The organism is Longimicrobium sp., assembly GCF_036399935.1.
Taxonomy (GTDB): domain Bacteria; phylum Gemmatimonadota; class Gemmatimonadetes; order Longimicrobiales; family Longimicrobiaceae; genus Longimicrobium.
Window position 1 is genome coordinate 46,834 of sequence record NZ_DASWMD010000044.1, and the last position, 16,148, is coordinate 62,981.

The 16,148-nt window shown below is 70.2% G+C and carries 14 protein-coding genes; 8 read left to right on the top strand and 6 right to left on the bottom strand.

All coding sequences use genetic code 11. The features are described from left to right. Positions 1–119: 119 nt before the first annotated feature. On the bottom strand, positions 120–1,532 hold the full coding sequence (locus tag VGB24_RS13875; protein WP_331073544.1) for a hypothetical protein: 1,413 nt from the start codon (positions 1,530–1,532) through the stop codon (positions 120–122). Between the two features lie 565 nt (positions 1,533–2,097). Here VGB24_RS13875 and VGB24_RS13880 point away from each other — a divergent pair. The 5 genes from VGB24_RS13880 (at position 2,098) to VGB24_RS13900 (ending at position 6,548) form a co-directional block, all read left to right on the top strand. Then, positions 2,098–3,459: a solute carrier family 23 protein gene (locus tag VGB24_RS13880; RefSeq protein ID WP_331073545.1), complete on the top strand. Its 1,362-nt coding sequence runs from the start codon at positions 2,098–2,100 to the stop codon at positions 3,457–3,459. A 72-nt stretch (positions 3,460–3,531) separates the two neighbouring features. Further along, positions 3,532–3,882: a VOC family protein gene (locus tag VGB24_RS13885; RefSeq protein WP_331073546.1), complete on the top strand. Its 351-nt coding sequence runs from the start codon at positions 3,532–3,534 to the stop codon at positions 3,880–3,882. A 55-nt stretch (positions 3,883–3,937) separates the two neighbouring features. Beyond that, on the top strand, positions 3,938–5,365 hold the full coding sequence (locus tag VGB24_RS13890) for a peptidylprolyl isomerase (protein WP_331073547.1): 1,428 nt from the start codon (positions 3,938–3,940) through the stop codon (positions 5,363–5,365). 48 nt (positions 5,366–5,413) lie between these two features. Then, positions 5,414–6,190 (top strand): M90 family metallopeptidase, encoded by a 777-nt coding sequence (locus tag VGB24_RS13895; RefSeq protein ID WP_331073548.1) that lies wholly within the window; start codon positions 5,414–5,416, stop codon positions 6,188–6,190. 79 nt (positions 6,191–6,269) lie between these two features. Further along, positions 6,270–6,548 (top strand): hypothetical protein, encoded by a 279-nt coding sequence (locus tag VGB24_RS13900; RefSeq protein ID WP_331073549.1) that lies wholly within the window; start codon positions 6,270–6,272, stop codon positions 6,546–6,548. Positions 6,549–6,585: 37 nt separating this feature from the next. On the opposite strand, the gene VGB24_RS13905 is transcribed toward VGB24_RS13900, so the two are convergent. From VGB24_RS13905 to VGB24_RS13920, 4 genes are all read right to left on the bottom strand, one after another. Continuing rightward, the gene (locus VGB24_RS13905) at positions 6,586–7,140 is read right to left on the bottom strand and encodes a carboxymuconolactone decarboxylase family protein (RefSeq protein ID WP_331073550.1); all 555 of its coding nucleotides are present in this window, start codon (positions 7,138–7,140) and stop codon (positions 6,586–6,588) included. Positions 7,141–7,171: 31 nt separating this feature from the next. Then, positions 7,172–8,272 carry a serine hydrolase gene (locus tag VGB24_RS13910; RefSeq protein ID WP_331073551.1) on the bottom strand — a complete coding sequence of 367 codons (1,101 nt, stop codon included), beginning with the start codon at positions 8,270–8,272 and terminating at the stop codon, positions 7,172–7,174. A gap of 170 nt (positions 8,273–8,442) precedes the next feature. Beyond that, positions 8,443–9,291, bottom strand: coding sequence for a caspase family protein (locus tag VGB24_RS13915; RefSeq protein ID WP_331073552.1), 849 nt, complete (start codon positions 9,289–9,291; stop codon positions 8,443–8,445). Positions 9,292–9,348: 57 nt separating this feature from the next. Beyond that, complete coding sequence (locus VGB24_RS13920) at positions 9,349–10,176, bottom strand: hypothetical protein (RefSeq protein WP_331073553.1); 828 nt, start codon at positions 10,174–10,176, stop codon at positions 9,349–9,351. A 233-nt stretch (positions 10,177–10,409) separates the two neighbouring features. Here VGB24_RS13920 and VGB24_RS13925 point away from each other — a divergent pair, with 233 nt between their 5' ends. Continuing rightward, positions 10,410–11,195: a sigma-70 family RNA polymerase sigma factor gene (locus VGB24_RS13925; RefSeq protein ID WP_331073554.1), complete on the top strand. Its 786-nt coding sequence runs from the start codon at positions 10,410–10,412 to the stop codon at positions 11,193–11,195. A gap of 22 nt (positions 11,196–11,217) precedes the next feature. Then, complete coding sequence (locus VGB24_RS13930; protein WP_331073555.1) at positions 11,218–12,210, top strand: hypothetical protein; 993 nt, start codon at positions 11,218–11,220, stop codon at positions 12,208–12,210. 39 nt (positions 12,211–12,249) lie between these two features. On the opposite strand, the gene VGB24_RS13935 is transcribed toward VGB24_RS13930, so the two are convergent. Then, positions 12,250–15,381 (bottom strand): CHAT domain-containing protein, encoded by a 3,132-nt coding sequence (locus VGB24_RS13935; protein WP_331073556.1) that lies wholly within the window; start codon positions 15,379–15,381, stop codon positions 12,250–12,252. A gap of 255 nt (positions 15,382–15,636) precedes the next feature. Here VGB24_RS13935 and VGB24_RS13940 point away from each other — a divergent pair, with 255 nt between their 5' ends. Beyond that, positions 15,637–16,083, top strand: a complete 447-nt coding sequence (locus VGB24_RS13940; protein ID WP_331073557.1) for a hypothetical protein — start codon at positions 15,637–15,639, stop codon at positions 16,081–16,083. The last annotated feature ends 65 nt before the right edge of the window (positions 16,084–16,148 follow it).

Genomic DNA, 16,148 nt, shown 5'->3' on the forward strand with positions numbered 1-16,148 from the left:
GCCGCCGCGTCGGAAAGCCGTACGGCGCCGTACCTCACGCGCGAGCTGGGGCGTCGCCCGCGCGCGAGTACGACATCGTCGGCCCGACGCGGGCCGCCGGTCACCGGCCGCGGCGTGAATCAGCCGTTGTTCGGCGGGTACGAGGCCACACCGCCGAGCACGAACGCGGTGGCCTGGTTCGAGGGGACGGTGCCCTGCTGCACCGCGGGCGCCAGCATGACCGTGACCGAGCCGGACGACGAAGAGGCATCGACGCTCTGCACCGAGTAGCTCTGCGACCCGCCGCCGATCGGGATGAAGCCGAACAGGTCGACCGAGACCGACGACTGCTCATGGAAATCGGACTGCACCCGGCTGCTGTCCGCGTTCGTGAAGGTGATGGAGGTGGTGGGAATCTGGCTGATGACGTACGTCTTGAGGCGGGAGAAGCCCCCGCCCGGGCCGAAGAAGCTGGCGGGGAACTGGCTGCCCTGCACCTGGTATCCCGTGACCTGCCTGCCCTTCCCCATGTTGTTCACGGCCTCGGCCAGGATCAGGTTGTCGTACCACCCCATCTGCCCGGCCCCGTTCAGGTTGAGGGGTGCCGCCGGCACGATGGTGATGCCCGGGTAGGTGATCGTCATGGTGACCGACGACGACGACGAGGTGTACTTGGACAGGTCGAACGAGGCCGAGCCTCCCACCGAGACGGTGAAGATGTCGGCGACGTCGAGGGTTCCCTGCGCTCCTCCGTTCACCGACAGGTTGCTGGAGGACCCGCTGAAGTCGCTGAGGCTGAGGCTGACCGACACCTGGTTCGTGGACGTCTGGAGCCCGCTGTTGATCACCGTCTGGGCGGGCATCCCCACGTACCCCACGTAGAAGGCGGTGGCGCCCGTCTGCAGCCCGCCGTTCGACGCCGTCGGGTTCTGGGTATTCGCCTTGGCGGCCGCCAGCCTGGTGTTGGCCGCGGCCGACGCCTGCATGATGGTGTTCATCTGCGCGGCGGCCAGCTGGTAGCTCTGGTAGGCGTTCTCGAAGGTGGCGAGCGAGCTGGGAATCTTGCTGATGTCCCCGCCCCAGAGGGTCTGCACCTGCGTTTCGATGTAGCCGAGCTTGGTGGGCGGCACCGCCGTGGCCATCTGCGTGGAGCTGATGGTGCCGAAGTTGTTCTCCCACTCCGTGATGACGGACGAGATCTGCGACGCGGCGGCCTGGGACTGCTGCTGGATCACCGCGTTGTCCGCGTCGGAGATCACGTAGGTCACGTTGTTGAGCACCTGCATGTACAGCGTCGAGAAGTTGGAGCCGCCCAGGGCGAGCACGCCGTTGCTCGCCATCTCCAGCTGCAGGTCCAGGTCGTTGAGAGCGGCCTGGTTGTAGAAGTTGTTGGGACCGAACTGGATGCCCCAGTGGAAGCCGGCGGGGTAGCCGACCACGGAGAACTCGCCATCGAGCTGGCTGGAAAAGGTACTGTTGACCTTGCCTTCGAGCGCGGTCACGAACGCCTGCTGAGCCGCCGTGCTGGCGATGGAGCTACTTGAATTCGACATGTCTTTTTCTCGTGCAAATGGATGGATGCTGGATCGGAGCAGCGCCGTCAGGCGCCGCGGGCCCTTCTGCTTCCTGAAGGCGTCGGCCTATGGTACCGCGACCTCCTTTCCTTCACTGGGATAAACGCACTTCAAATAATACATTAGGTCCGAAAAGGTTTGTGAAAAGGGCACTAGCTGGCTCGACGCATCGTGTACCGCACGATGCCAATGTAAAGAAGCCGGCCCGCTTCCGCAATGCTAAAATTCTGCGTAAGTGCGCCAACTGCAATGGTTTACAGGGTTGACCACGCGCTGGCCGTAAACTGGCCGTGAGAAACGTTCCGGCTCCGGACATCCAGAGCCTGGCCTGGGCTTTGGCTCGTAAGGAACCTTCCGCGGCCACTTTCCAGGACGGCCGCAAACCCGGCTGTCTACGTTTTGTCCTTCACCCGCATTCCCACGGCGCCACCGGCGAGGGCGTCCGTGCCGGCGGAAGGGCGATCCGTCTTGCGCGGGCCGCCTCCGGTGTGCTTGTTTGTTGCCTCCCGCCCTGCCCCGTCCACATCCCCACACCGGCCCGGCCATGCCCCCGCCCGCACGCGATAGCTTTTTCCCACGCTGGACGCCCGCCGCCGGCGGGGTGATCGGCCCCGAGGAGCGCCTGCCCTGGGGACAGACGCTGGTTGTGGGAGTGCAGCACGTGTTCGCCATGTTCGGCGCCACCGTGCTGGTGCCCATCCTCATGGGGTTCGATCCCAACACCAGCGTGTTCTTTTCGGGGATCGGAACGCTGCTCTTCTTCGTGGTGGTGGGCGGCAGGGTACCGAGCTACCTGGGCAGCAGCTTCGCGTTCGTGGCGGTCGCGGCGACGGCCACGGGGTACGCCGGCAAGGGTCCCAATCCCAACATCGGCGTGGCGCTGGGCGGCATCATCGCGGCGGGAGCGCTGTACGCCATCATCGGCCTGATCGTGATGGCGACGGGATACCGGTGGATCGAGCGGCTGATGCCCCCCGTGGTCACCGGCGCGGTGGTGGCGGTGATCGGGCTGAACCTGGCGCCCGTGGCGGTGCGCGGCATCAGCGGCAGCGGCTTCGACACGGCCATCGGGCTGGCGACGGTGCTGGCGACGTGCGCCGTGGCCGTCTACGCGCCCGGACTGCTGCGCCGCGTGCCCATTCTGCTGGGCGGCGTCATCGGCTACCTGCTGTACCTGGTGCTGGCCAACGGCATGGGGCTCGGGCCGGCGGTGAACTTCGCGGCGCTGCGCGAGGCGGCGTGGGTGGGCCTTCCCAACTTTGCGCGTCCCGTCTTTCGCTGGGACGTGGCGCTGCTCTTCGCCCCGGCGGCGCTGGTGCTGGTGGCGGAGAACCTGGGGCACGTGAAGGCGGTGGGCGCCATGACGGGGGAGTCGCTGGACCGCTACCTGGGCCGCGCGTTCCTGGGCGACGGGCTGGCGTGCATGGTGGCTGGGTCCGGCGGCGGCACGGGCGTAACGACGTACGCCGAGAACATCGGGGTGATGGCGGTGACGCGCATCTACTCCACGCTCATCTTCGTGGTGGCGGCGGTCGCGGCGGTGGTGATGGGGTTGTCACCCAAGTTCGGCGCGCTCGTGGGGACCATCCCGGGCCCGGTGCTCGGTGGGCTGTCGCTGGTGCTCTTCGGGCTGATCGCGGTCACCGGCGCGCGCATCTGGGTGCAGAACCAAGTGGATTTCTCCAACAACCGCAACCTGGTGACGGCCTCGGTCACCCTGATCATCGGCACGGGCGACCTGGTGCTGAAGCTGGGGGGCTTTTCCATCGGCGGCATCGGCACCGCGACGTTCGGCGCGATCATCATCTACCAGCTGCTGCGCGAGCCGGCCGGGCGCCACGATGCCCTGGCCACCGCGGATTCCGGCGTGGACCTCGCGACGGCACCATCCGCGGCGCTACACTGAGGTTCAGCACGGGGACGGGATGACCGACCGGATTGGGCGGCGGGATCTTCAAAACTCAACGACGAGGCGAGAATGGGCGTAACGGGGATCGGCGGATTTTTCTTCCGCGCGAAGGATCCGAAGGCATTGCAGGCCTGGTATGCCGAGCATCTCGGCGTGGGGTCGGCGCCGTACGGCTCGTGGGACACACAGGCCGGGCCCAGCGTCTTTGCGCCGTTCAAGGCCGACACCGATTACTTTGCCGCGGACCGGCAGTGGATGCTCAACCTGCGCGTGGACGATCTCGACGGCCTGTGCGCGACGCTCGGCGCGGCGGGAATCGAGGTAATCACCAAGCCTGAGTGGAACATGCCAGGCGTCGGCCGCTTCGCGCGCATCCATGATCCGGAGGGAAACGCGATCGAGCTGTGGCAGCCGGAGTGAGCCCCGGGGCGCTCCTTCCTCCCCGCAAGCGCCTCCCGGAATGGGTTCTCGATCGATGAAAAAGCTTTGGATCCTGCTCCTGCTGCTCCCGCCCGCACCGGGATTCGCACAGTCGCGCGCCGACTCGGCGCTGATCGGGCGCATCCTGGTCGCGGAAGACCGGCGTGACTCCACGATGGCGATCCCGTCCGGACTGCGGCACACCGATCCGCGTGTTCGGCTGATCGCCCGCCGCGCGCTGGGGCGCATCCGCGACCCGCTCTTCGCCGCGCGCGATTCGCTGCCGTCGGTCGCCGCGCCTGCCGCGTGGCCCGAGCCCGCGTGGCGCCTCCGCTACCGTGCGCTCGCCGCCCAGCGTGCGGACTGCGGAGCGCTCCGGGCCGCGCTGGACGACAGCGTGTGGCACGTGCGCCTCCGCGCCGCCACCGTGGCGGACACGGCGTGCGGCGCCGATCCAGCCTTCGTGCGCGTGCTGACCGCATGGGTGGATTCTTTGCCGGGCGACACACGCCGTCGCCCCGCGGGTGGCGTGTCATGGCACGCGAGCGCCCACGCGATGTTCGCCCTCGCGCGGATCGCTCCGGAGCAGGCGCGCGCGCGGCTCGGCGGGCTCGCCACGCATTCCGACTGGCACGTGCGCCTCTACGCCGCGCGCGCCGCAGCCATCCAGGCCGACACCGCCCGCCTGCGCACCCTCGCGCGCGACCCGGACGGCAACGTGCAGGAGGCGGCGATCGACGCGCTGTCGAAGCTGGTGGGCCACGCGGCGGACGACGTGTACCTGGCCGCGCTGAACGGCGACCAGGCGCAGGCCGTCCGCGCCGCCGCCATCGCGCTGAAGGGCTCCCCCGCGCCGGGCGTGCGCGAGGCCGCGAACGCCGCGTTCGATCGATGGGTGCGGCGCGCGAACGAGTCGGAGCGCGACGTGCGCGTGGCCTTGCTCGAAGCCGCCGGGCGCCCCGCCAGCGACGACCGCCCGCCCGCGCGGTGGTTCGATCTCCCGCCGGACGCGGTGGCGCTCGCGCTCGGCCAGGACGTACGCGTCCGCGTGACGATGTCCCCCGACGCGGGCGGCGGTTCGTTCGTGGTGCGGCTGCGCGGCGACGTGGCGCCGATGATGGCGGCTCGCGTCATGGAACTGGTCCGCGCCGGCTACTACGACGGCGGGAACTGGCATCGCGTGGAGCCGGACTTCGTGATCCAGGGCGGCGCCCCGGGCACCAACGAGTACGTGGGCCATCACCACTACCTGCGCGACGAGCTCGGCACCGTTGCGCATCCCCGTGGCACCGTGGCCATGAGCACGCGCGGGCACGACACGGGCGACGCGCAGTGGTTCATCAACCTCAAGGACAATCCCCGGCTGGTGCGCGAGTACACCGTCTTCGGCGAGGTGATCGAGGGGATCGAGGTGGTCGATGGCATCATGGAGGGCGACGTCGTCGCGTCCATGCGCGTGGAGCCGGATGCGCGCCGCCGCTGATCACCGCCCCGCGCAGGCCTCCATCCGCCCCGCACACCAGGGTTCATCGTGTTCGGATTCCTGAAGAGGCGCCGCCGCGCGCGCATCCAGGCGCAGCCGTTTCCGCCGGCGTGGCTGGCGATCATCCAGCGCAACGTCCCGATGTTCGCCCGCCTGCTCGAGGCTGACCGGGACGAGTTGCTCCGCCGGGTGCTGGTGTTCGTCGCGGAAAAGAACTTCGAGGGCGCGGGCGGGCTGGCGATGACGGACGAGGTGCGCGTCACCATCGCCGCGCAGGCCTGCATCCTCCTGCTGCGCCTGGACGATGACGACTACTATCCGCGGCTCCGGTCCATCGTCGTGTATCCCTCGGCGTACAAGGTGCCGCGCGAGGAGAGGGCCGGCGAGATCGTGCGGGAACACGATGCGGTGCACCTGGGGGAGTCGTGGGGGCACGGGGCGGTGGTGCTGTCGTGGAACAGCGCCCGCCATGGCGCCGCCGATCCGCGCGACGGCAAGAACGTGATCCTGCACGAGTTCGCGCACCAGCTTGACCAGGAAGACGGCGCCGCGGACGGCACCCCGGAGCTGGAGCGCCTGGCGTTCTATGCGCCGTGGGCACGGGTGTTGAGCGAGCACTACCTGGCGCTGCGCAAGGCGGCGCGCACGGGGCGCAAGACGCTGCTGGACCAGTACGGCGCCACCAACGAGGCCGAGTTCTTCGCCGTCGCCAGCGAGTGCTTCTTCGAGCGCCCGGTGCAGCTGCGCACGCGCCATCCCGAGCTGTACGACGAGCTTTCGAGCTACTACGGCCAGGACCCGGCCGGCGCGGCGACGCCGGCGTGACGGCGCGGAGTCCGATTGCGGGATCCCCGAATCTGCCTGGTCCTTACCTTGGATACGAATGACCGATTCACCCGATCCGATGACCGCGACGGAAGAGTTCGCGGACGACGCGGAATACGGCTGGTGGCTCAATACGCACCCCGACGGGTTCGTGCTGGCGGTGCGCACCCGCTCGGCGCCGCTGCTGCACCGCGCGACGTGCCCGGAGGTAGACCGCGACGTGCACCCGGGCCGGCTGGGGGCAAAGGGCGCGCGCCAGGTGTGCGCCGACACCAAGTCTGCCCTGCGCGCGTGGCTCGCCCGCGAGCTGCCGACCGACGGAAAGCTGCTCGCGCGCTGCCCCAAGTGCGGGCCGTGAGCGCCTGCACCGCCGCGACCGGTCCCCGCAGGCCGATTCAGCCCTTCCGGGGCGTCGACGCAAGCGCCGCCAGCCCGTCGGACTCGATGCCCAGCACCGCCGCCTGCAGGTTGAAGTAGTTCTCGGCCGCGTTCAGCCAGGTGAGCTCCACGATCTCCACCTCGCTGAAGTGGGCCCGAAGCGCCGCCACGGTTTCCGCCGACACGGAGCGGTGCATCGTCGCCTCCTCCACGAAGGCCAGGGCGGCGCGCTCCCGCTCCGTGAAGACGGGGCTCGTGCGATAATTGGCGAGGGCCGCGAACTTCTCCGCCCCCACCCGCTGGCGGATGGCCTCGGCCAGCGTGATGTCCTCGCAGAAGGTGCAGCCGTTCTGCCGCGCGGCCTGCGTCTGCACCAGCCGGCGCAGCGACGGCTCCAGCGAAAGCCCGTGCTCCATCGTGCGCTGGATGTGCAGCGCCAGCAACATCAGCCCCGGCTTGCGGGCGTAGATCACCTTCAGCGGGCCGATCACCTTTCCGAACCGCTTCGCCGACGCCTTGTACGCCAGCTTCAGCCACGAGCTGGATGGGTTTTCGATGGGGCTCAGGTGCATGGGTCTCGTCAGCGTTGGGGGGAACCCGCGTTCACGATACCCCGGCGGCGGGCGCGAACATCCGCGCCGCGGCGCCGGGAACCAGGAATTCGTCCACGATGCTGTGGATGGCGGGAAGATGGCCCGGTGCGCGGGGGCCGTCGGACCGCGAGATGAAGACCGCCACCAGCTCCAGACCCGGCACCACGAAAACGTACTGTCCACCGTACCCCCATGCGAACGACACGCGCCGCCCGCCGGATTCGCGGCTCCACCATCCCAGCCCGTAGCCGTGCCCGTTGAAGGGCGACGTGGTCCGCGGCTTCACGCTTTCCCGCACCCACGCCTCGGGGACGATCCGCCGACCCCGGTACATGCCGCCGTCCAGCCACATCTGCCCGAAGCGCAGCATCTGGCGCGGCGTCAGGTACATGTCGTTGCCGCCAAAGAAGATGCCCTGCGGATCGCGCTGCCAGGGGCGGATGCGGAAGCCCAGCGGCTCCGCGATCTTCTCGTTGGCGTACGCCCAGGTGCTCCGGCCCGTGGCGCGCGTGAGGATGGCGGAAAGCAGGTGCGTGCTCCCCGTGCTGTACAGCATGCGCCCGCCGGGCTCGTCCACCATCGGCTGGTCCAGCGCGGCGTTCACCCAGTGGCGGCTGCCGACCCAGGCGCCGTACTCGTTGAAGCTGGTGGACTCCAGCCCCGACTGCATCGACAGCAGGTGGCCCACGGTGATGCCGCGCTTCCGCGGGTCTACGCCGGGGCGGGCGAAGTACGCGGGAAAGAAGTCGGAGATCGGCTGGTCGATGCCGCGGATGTGGCCCTCGGCGATGGCGATGCCCACCAGCGCCGAAAGCACGCTCTTGGACGCGGACTTCACGTTGGTCACCCGGTCCGCGCCCGCGCCGCCGGTGTAGCGTTCCAGCACGATCTGCCCACGCTGCGAAACGACGATGCCGCGCAGGTTCGGCAGCTCCGCCGCGCGCGCCAGGGCCCGGGCCAGCAGCACGGTGTCTCCACGCTCCACGGCCAGCGCGGAGGCGAGCGTGCGGGCGGCGGCGGGCGGCGCGGTGCCGGCTTCGGCGCCGCGCTCCGGCGGGGGCTCGCAGCCGGCGAGCAGCAGGGAGAGCAGGAGAATCGATCGAGCGATCATGGGCGGAGCAGATCCGGGCCTTCGGAACGACGGGAACGGGGGATGATACCCGCCTGGTGGCGCGATGTGCGGCGGGGCAGGCGCCCGAAGGAGCCTGCCCCGCTCGATATGAAGCCGCCGATCATGAAGGGTCCTGCGATGATGCCGCCCGACGCGGTGGAAAACGCCGGTTACCGGTAGACGGGCGCCCCGCGGGTGGCGGGTGCCCGCTCGCCCGGGCGGAAGGCGCGCTCCATGGGGAACGCGAGGTCGGGCGCGCCCAGCATCAGGATCTGCGGCTCCTGGCTGCACGTCTCGTCCATCACGTGCTTGCGAACGCGGCGGTACAGGTCGCAGTAGCTGCCGCGGAACGTTCCGTCGTTCCAGACGTCCAGCAGGTAGCGGGTGAACAGCCCGTCGCGCGCCACCTGGTCTTCGCTGGAGGCGGAGATCAGCAGCAGGCTCGCGCGGATGCCCAGGTCGTCGGCCGGGGCCGAGGCGATGCACGGTGCCGCCGCCTCCATCTCCGGCTCTGCCCGAAAGCCGCGCGCGGTCCCCCACCCGTCGCGCATCACCGGCGGGCGGTGCCGGGGCGTGGCCGGAGGCGCACCGTCGTCGTCCCGGCCCATCCCTCCGCCGTAGCAGCTTTCGGACACCACCACGATGCGCACGCCGGCGTCGAACAGCCGCCAGTACCCGGCCATCTTGTCGTCCAGGACCTCTTCGTCGGCCAGGCACCACGTCTCGTCCCAGCCGAACCCTTCGTCCCGGCTGCAGTCGTGCACCTGGCTGCCGTGCCCCGAGAACGACAGGAGCAGCAGGTCACCCCCGCTCAGCGTCTGCGCGGCCCCCGCCAGTGCCTCGTGCAGCGCCTGCGCCGTGGCCTCGCGGCCGCGGAGCACCAGGATGGAGCCGAACCCCGCCTGGCTGGCCAGCTCCGCCATCCGCCAGGCGGAACTCTCGGCGTACTGCAGGGGCCGGCCGGCGTGGCGCCCCCGCGGCCGGTTGACTCCGATGTGAATGGAAACGGCCCGTGACATGTCGTTTGCTTCTCCCTGTGAGCGATTGCCTTTTCCTTCGAGCGGAATGCTGATACGTCAGGCCGACACGCCCGCCATCACACAGGTGTACGGCCTGCCGCCCATTTCCGGCGGAATTTCCGCGCACCCGTTGGCCAGCGGGGGAGCATCGGCCAGGGCGCCCCAGTACCGGGGCAGCACCACCGGGACCGGCCCGCCGAACACCCCGTAGTAGGCGGAGAAGTGCTTGGGCGGGTCGCCCGGCTCCGGCGGCGTCCCGTGATCCATCGGCATCGGTACCGGCGGCAGCTCCTGGGGCGTGTCGTGAAGAACGTCCAGGCTGATGCGGCTGTCCCGGGGAAAGAGGGTTCCCAGCCGCTTGGGCACGCCGCCGCCCCCGAGGGGCTGGCCCACCAGTTCCAGGCGGTCTCCCTCCACCCCGGGGATCTCCCACTCCACCCGGTGCGCGATGGGGCGGAACTCGCCGGGACGCCACTCCCAGCACACTCCGGGCGACACGCGCGTGATCTTTCCCGCGCCCAGCGTAATCCGCGATACCAGCTTCTTCTTGGAATCGGTCCCCAGGTGGTCGGGGTCCACCGGGCGCCGGGTGACGTCCTTGAGGTCCACGATGTGGCCGCACAGGGCTGTGCTGGCCGCCTGGCCGGGCACCGGGGCCAACGTCAGGCCGGCCAGCGATGCCAGCGCCGGAACCCCGAGCGAGGGCCCGCCCTGCACCAGGTATCCCGCGTCGTACGACACCACGGGAACGTGGCGTTCCATTCCGTGCTCGTGCCCGAACATTCCGGGCATCAGCACGTGCATGCGGCCCGTGCCGTTGCGGCCGGCGGGCTCGGGAACGAACAGGCAGAGCCCCGAGAAGGTGATGCGGAGGGTGAAGGCCATGGTACCAGTGGGTGCGGCGTGGATGGTTCCGTCCCCGGCCGCCGCCAGGGCGGGGCGGAGCGGGGTGTTCTGCGGTGCCGAGCATCAGTCGGCCCTGGCTTGCGGATTTCCCCTCCGGGCTGTTCGGGCGGTGGCGGGCGGGGTGTGGGGGTGTGTTGATGCGGGTGGGCCGAGCCGATAGTTTGGGGCCAGGTACGAATGTTTTTTCGCGTGATCCTTCGGCCCCAGCGGCGATGCTTGACCGGCAGCACTCGGAGCACCTGTTCCTGGAGCACCTCGGCTGGATCGAGCGGGTGGCTGCCATGGTGTGCAGCAAGCAGGGCATGTGGGGAGCCGAAGCCGAGGAATTCGCGGCCTGGATCAAGCTGAAGCTGATGGACGACGACTATGCGGCCATCCGCAGGTTCCGCGGGGAAAGCAACATCAAGACGTACCTGGCAACGGTCGTCTCGCGGCAATTCTACGAGTACCAGCGCGAGCAGGGGGGCCGGTGGCGGCCCTCGGCGGCGGCGGAGCGGCTGGGACAGCTGGGGAAGGAATTGGAAGCCCTGGTGTACCGCGACGGGTACCGGCTGGAGCAGGCGGGGGAAAAGCTGAGGACGGCCGGGCGCACCACCCTGTCGGATTTCGAGCTGAGCCGGCTGCTGGCGCAGTTCCCCACGCGGCTGCCGCTGCGTCCGGTAGAGGTGCGGGCAGACCTGGTGCTGGGCGGAGTCGAGGGAACGCACCGCGCCGACGAGCACGTCGCCGCCGCCGAAGCCGAGGCGCTTCGCGGCAGGGTGATCGGCGCCCTGGAGAAGGCGATGGCCCGGCTCGAGACGGAGGACCACGCCATTGCCCGGCTGCACTTTCAGGATGGACGATCGCTGGCCGACGTGGCGCGGGCGCTGCGATTGGACCAGAAGCCGCTCTACCGTCGAGTGGACCGCATCCGCCTGAAGTTGCGGGGGTACCTGGAGGAAGAGGGCGTCGGATACACGGACGTGCTGGGTGTCCTGGGAGAGCGGGGGGCGGCATGACGCGCCGATGGGGACTTTCCGCGTGCGCGTCCGTCCAATGCAGGTGGGGGTGTCCATCCACGGCAGGAGGGCCACGGTGATGGAGCGCAGCAACGACGACGAGCGGGTGGCCGCGCTCCTCGACGGCAAGCTCGACGAGCGGCAGCGGCAGGAGGTGCTGGCGCTGCTCGTGAAGTCCGGTGAGGACTACGACGTGTTCGCCGATACCGCGGCGGTGCTGCGCGAACTGGAGGCGCAGGACGCGTCGGCGGCCGCGCCGGCCGGCTCCGCGCCGGCCCGGGTGCCTGCAGCCGTCCTGCCGCCCACGCTCCGGCCGCGCGCGCCACGCTGGGGGCGTGCCACGCGATGGGGGGGGCTCGCGGCGGGGGTCGTGGTGATCGCCTTAGGCGCCACGTTTTCGGCGAGGCAGGGGGTGCCCGCGGCGGCGGACCCGGTGCGCCTGGCGGCGCGCCTGGGTAACCCGGGCCAGGGGCTGCCACCGGGGTGGCAGCCCCTCGGCAGTTCCTCGCGCGGCGACACGCAGAGCCAGGAGCGGCATGCACGAGCGGTACGCGCGGGCGCCCTCCTGGTGGACCTGGCCGTGGCGGTCCGCGCGGGCGACGCCTCCAACACCCGCCTGCTCTCGGATCGCATCCGCAGCCGGTACGATCGCGGGGCGGGCCCGGGCAGCCCCTTCCGCCAGCTCTCGCGCCGCGCCGGCGCCCCGGCCGACTCGCTTCAGCCCCTGCTGTCGCGGGCGACGGAGCGCCTGTCCGAGAGCCTGGGCAGGGACTACCTGCGCTTGGGCGCGTGGACCGAAGCGGCTCGCTTGGCCGCTCGCGCACAGGACCAGGAGTTCTTCCGCGAAGCGGACGCGGTGCCGCGCGCCGCCGGGCGTCTGACGGCCCGGAACCCGGCTGCGGCGCAGGCGCTGGAGCGTGTCCAAACGGCGCTCCCCCGGGATGGACCGCCGCGTTGGGAGGCCCTGCGGCCGGCGCTGGATTCCCTGCAGGGAGCACTCGCCGGGGGACGCTGAAGAATGCGCGGGCCGCTCTCCGGAGCTGCCCGCGCCTTCTCAGTTGCCCACGTAGCGGAAGCCCGCCCACGCGAAAGGAGACTGCAGCGTGGAATCGGGCAAGCTCAGCATTCGCAGTTGGGCATGGCGCAGTGCGGCGGCGGGATCCTCAGAGCGCGCGTACTCGCGGTGGAACTCCACCATCAGCGGCACGGTGCTCCGGTCGTCCACCCTCCACAAGCTCCCTAGAACGCCCCCCGCCCCTGCCGACAGCAGCGCCCCCGTCAGGCCCGTGAACCCGCCGGACCGCCCCTCGCGGGACCTGAGGGTACCGCAGGCAGAAAGCACCACCAGGCGAACGCCGCCCAGCCTCAGCCGGCGGACGGCGTAGGCGGTAAGCTGCCCGGATGTGTCGGCGGTATCGGCGATGACCCGCCCGACGGTGTCGGCGCCAGCCAGCAGCAGCAGCGAGCGCTCCGGCCGCGCGTCGTCGAACAGGGCATGCCCCGCGTAGTGGATGATGCGCGCTCTCCCCGCGTGCTCCATCACCGCCGCGCGGGTGGCGCTGTCGCCCCGCAGCAGCACGGGGCGAGGATACTGCAAGCGCAACGAGTCCACCTCGGCCAATGCCCAGGGAAGCGGGTCCAGCGTGGGATGACGCGCCCGGTCGAACGCCGGGTCCGCGATCAGCAGTGCCGGCCCGCCGGATCGCTGGATTGCGGGGAGCGGGCGTCGGGCGTCGGAAAGGCTCGGCGCGAAACGCAGGGGATGGTCTTGTACCAGGTAGCGCCCGCTCACGCTGTCCAGCAGGGCGGCAAATGGAACGCCCGCGACCTCGCCGTCCACCAGAATCACCACCGGCGTACCAGGGGGACCCAGGTGCTCCCGAACCGGGCGCACCAGCCACTCGTACAGGCGCCGCAGGCCGGCGTGGACGCGGGCGGCACCCGCTGGCGATTCCAGCGCCGCACCCAGTTCCTCTACGGCGAGCAGAAACTCGCCGCGGTCCACCTGCGCCTCGTGAACATCCAGCGCCTCGCCGCGAACCGTCCACACCAGCAGCGTATCGCCGACCAGCGCGTACTCCAGCGCGACCTCGCCCGGGGGCGCCGTGAGCCGAGCACTCGCCTGCGGGCCAGACGTGAACGAGGTGCGCGCCCGCTCCAGCGTCCGAAGGGCCTCGGCGGTGCGCCCGGCGCGCAGGTGCAGCATCATCAATTGGTCGAAGCGGCTCCTGGCCTGCTCCATCATCGCACTGCGCAGCCAGCGGTCGTCCTCGCGACGAGAAAGCGCCTGGACGCGCGCGGTCGCTGCTTCCAGATCCGACGTGGCGCCGGCCAGGTCACCCTCCGTCAGCCGGGCGTCGGCGCGCCGTACCAGCGCGCGAAGGAGCCATGCGACGTTGTTGTCCTTTTCGAAATAATGCACCGCCGAATCCCTGGACGCCGCGGCGGGCGGACCCGCTTTTCCCGACTGCACCACGGCCCGCGCGAACCTCACCGTCTCCTCGGCCCACTTGCGCGCTCCCGACGGAACGCTGTCCACCTGCGCCGCCGCGGCACCCAGGTCGGCCGCGGCGCCCGCGGTATCGCCAGATACCATCCGAAGGTGTGCGCGGGCGACCAGCGTTTCCACGCGCGACAGCGCGTTGCCCACACGCGTGGCCACCGCCACGTCCTCGTCCTGGATTATCCGTGCGGCCCAAGGCATCCCGTCCAGGCTCGCGAATGTCGCCAGGTTGAACAGCTGGTTGTGCAGCCACACGGAGCCGCGGTGGTTCCGCAGAATGCGCATGGACCGGTGCATGAGCCGGTACGCACCCAGAGTGTCGCCGTGATCGTATGCGGCTTCACCGGCATTGGTCAGTGCCACGCCCACCAGCTGGACCTCGCGCAGGCGCTCGAACGCCTCCGCCGCCATCTCGTATTCCGCGCGTGCCTCCGGGTACCTGCCAGCGCGGAGAAGCACCGTACCCAGGATTCCCCGCCCGCGTGCCTCCAGCGCGGGGTATCGCTCTCGATCCACCTGCTTCAGCAGCGCTTCGAGCCGGAGTTGCGCCTCCTGTCTATTCTCGGCGTACACGAGCATTCCCGCGTGGAACACGGTGGCCCACTGCAGCAGCGCTGGCGAGGGCGGCCTCCCACGCACGATACGATCGAAGGCAGCCTCGGCCTGCCGGTGTTTGGCACCGTGATAGAGTGCTTGGGCGCCCGCGTAGTCCCGGTGCCCCCGGGCGAGCGCCGCCGTGGCGCGTGCGTTGCCGCGCGCCGCGCGGATCGTCCGCACTGCGTCCGCCAACGTGGCGTCTCCCCCGCTCCGCTCCAGCGCGGCACCCAAGGCTCCGGCGTAGGCCAGGTGCAACGCGGCGCCCGCCGTGTCTTTCCTGATCAGCGCCTTGCCCCAGTCGCCCAGCACATGCTCCCACCCAAAGAACCTCGCTTCCTGCGGGTATCGTGTAGCGAAGGCCTCCACCACGGGCGGCGCCGCGCCGCGTGCCGGGGGAGTTGGGGGCGCGGGGTGGGAAAGCAGGGCGTGCCGTCTCAGGCGCGCCTCGACGGCCCAGGGCGACAGTGAGTCCGCAGCCAGGTACGTGTCCCATGCCAGCACGGCCTGTTCGTCGATCCCCAGCGCCTGCAGCGCCAAGGCGGCGTTGAAGAGTGCCACCACGTTGCGCGGCTCGCGAGAGAGCGCTTCGAGGGCAAAGTTCAACGCCACCACCAGGTCGCGGGCATTCTGCGTCCGCTCGGCGCGCACCAGGTGCACTCCGGAAAGGTCTGCCAGCAGCGGAACGCGACGGCGGCTGAGCCGGAGCGCCTTGTCCAGCCGAGCGATCGCGTCGTTGATCGACTGCGCAGACTCGTCCCACCAGATCACACCGGCCAGCGCGGATGCGTGAAGCGAGTCCGGGTCGAAGCTTGCCCCCGCCCCGGCGAACGCATGAAGGTCCAGCCGCGCGTCCTCGGCGTCCCCGCACGATTCGCGGGGCACCTGCGCCTTTGCCGAGTCGGGCAGCACCGTGCACAGGCGATACCTCGTGGGAATCGAAAACCGTGCGGCAGTGGCGCGGTGGGGCTGGGCCTGCACCAGGTTGCCCAGCAGGGTGGTTCCGGGGGCGCCGCTGAGCAGGCGCACGCCGACCGCCCCACCGAACAGCACCCCGGCCGCGAGCGCGACAAGACCACGGCGCGTCATGCAGCCACCAGGCGGTGTAAAGCGAAAGGAAAAGCACGGCACATGAGCGGGCTCCGCCATTAACGAGGGTGAATCGGCCAGGCGCGGGGAAGCGCAGCAGGAAGGTGGGGAGCGGGACGCTGCAACACAAGATTGTCGCAGTCTGACCTCTGCCACCAGGCTCCGCGCGCCGTGGGATGTGGACCGGGGAGGCTGGCACCACTACTCTGTCGCGCCAGCTCCGGCGCTTCCCACTCTGCCCGCGCAGCCAGCCCCATGCACGCCGACACCTTCGACACGCCGGAAGCCGCGGCCCTGGACGGGTTTCCGGACGCGCATCGCCGGGTCGCCGCCGCTCTCGTTTCGGGCGACGACGCGTACGTTCTCCTGGACACCGGCAAACCCGGGTACCCGTACCTGTACGGGTCGTGCGTGGCTCGCGAGGATGGCGGCTGGAGGGAGGGGACGAGCAGCAACGGGCCGGGCTGGACGCACACCGGCAGCCAGGATGACGAACTCGGGACCCTCGTAGACTGGGACGCCGCCCCCGAGGGCGCGGACCAGGTGCGGGTGTCATTTGGCGGCGAGACGCGTATCGTGCCCGTCACCAACGGCGTCTACCTCGTTGCGTGGTGGCGGGTGAGGTGCCCGGAACTCACGTATCCGCGCGTGGAAGCGTTCCACATCCAGGGCCGCTGGATCCCGGCGGTCGACGGGAGATGACGTTCACGATGACGATCATGTGAAGTCGTCGGGAAGATGATGTAGAGAACGCGCCGGCGGCTCCG

Coding starts and splice junctions, on each gene's coding strand:
- VGB24_RS13880 (WP_331073545.1), top strand. CDS start 2,098: ATGCCCCCGCCCGCACGCGATAGCTTTTTCCCACGCTGGACGCCCGCC.
- VGB24_RS13915 (WP_331073552.1), bottom strand. CDS start 9,291: ATGTCACGGGCCGTTTCCATTCACATCGGAGTCAACCGGCCGCGGGGG.
- VGB24_RS13890 (WP_331073547.1), top strand. CDS start 3,938: ATGAAAAAGCTTTGGATCCTGCTCCTGCTGCTCCCGCCCGCACCGGGA.
- VGB24_RS13935 (WP_331073556.1), bottom strand. CDS start 15,381: ATGACGCGCCGTGGTCTTGTCGCGCTCGCGGCCGGGGTGCTGTTCGGT.
- VGB24_RS13920 (WP_331073553.1), bottom strand. CDS start 10,176: ATGGCCTTCACCCTCCGCATCACCTTCTCGGGGCTCTGCCTGTTCGTT.
- VGB24_RS13940 (WP_331073557.1), top strand. CDS start 15,637: ATGCACGCCGACACCTTCGACACGCCGGAAGCCGCGGCCCTGGACGGG.
- VGB24_RS13885 (WP_331073546.1), top strand. CDS start 3,532: ATGGGCGTAACGGGGATCGGCGGATTTTTCTTCCGCGCGAAGGATCCG.
- VGB24_RS13925 (WP_331073554.1), top strand. CDS start 10,410: ATGCTTGACCGGCAGCACTCGGAGCACCTGTTCCTGGAGCACCTCGGC.
- VGB24_RS13875 (WP_331073544.1), bottom strand. CDS start 1,532: ATGTCGAATTCAAGTAGCTCCATCGCCAGCACGGCGGCTCAGCAGGCG.
- VGB24_RS13900 (WP_331073549.1), top strand. CDS start 6,270: ATGACCGCGACGGAAGAGTTCGCGGACGACGCGGAATACGGCTGGTGG.
- VGB24_RS13905 (WP_331073550.1), bottom strand. CDS start 7,140: ATGCACCTGAGCCCCATCGAAAACCCATCCAGCTCGTGGCTGAAGCTG.
- VGB24_RS13910 (WP_331073551.1), bottom strand. CDS start 8,272: ATGATCGCTCGATCGATTCTCCTGCTCTCCCTGCTGCTCGCCGGCTGC.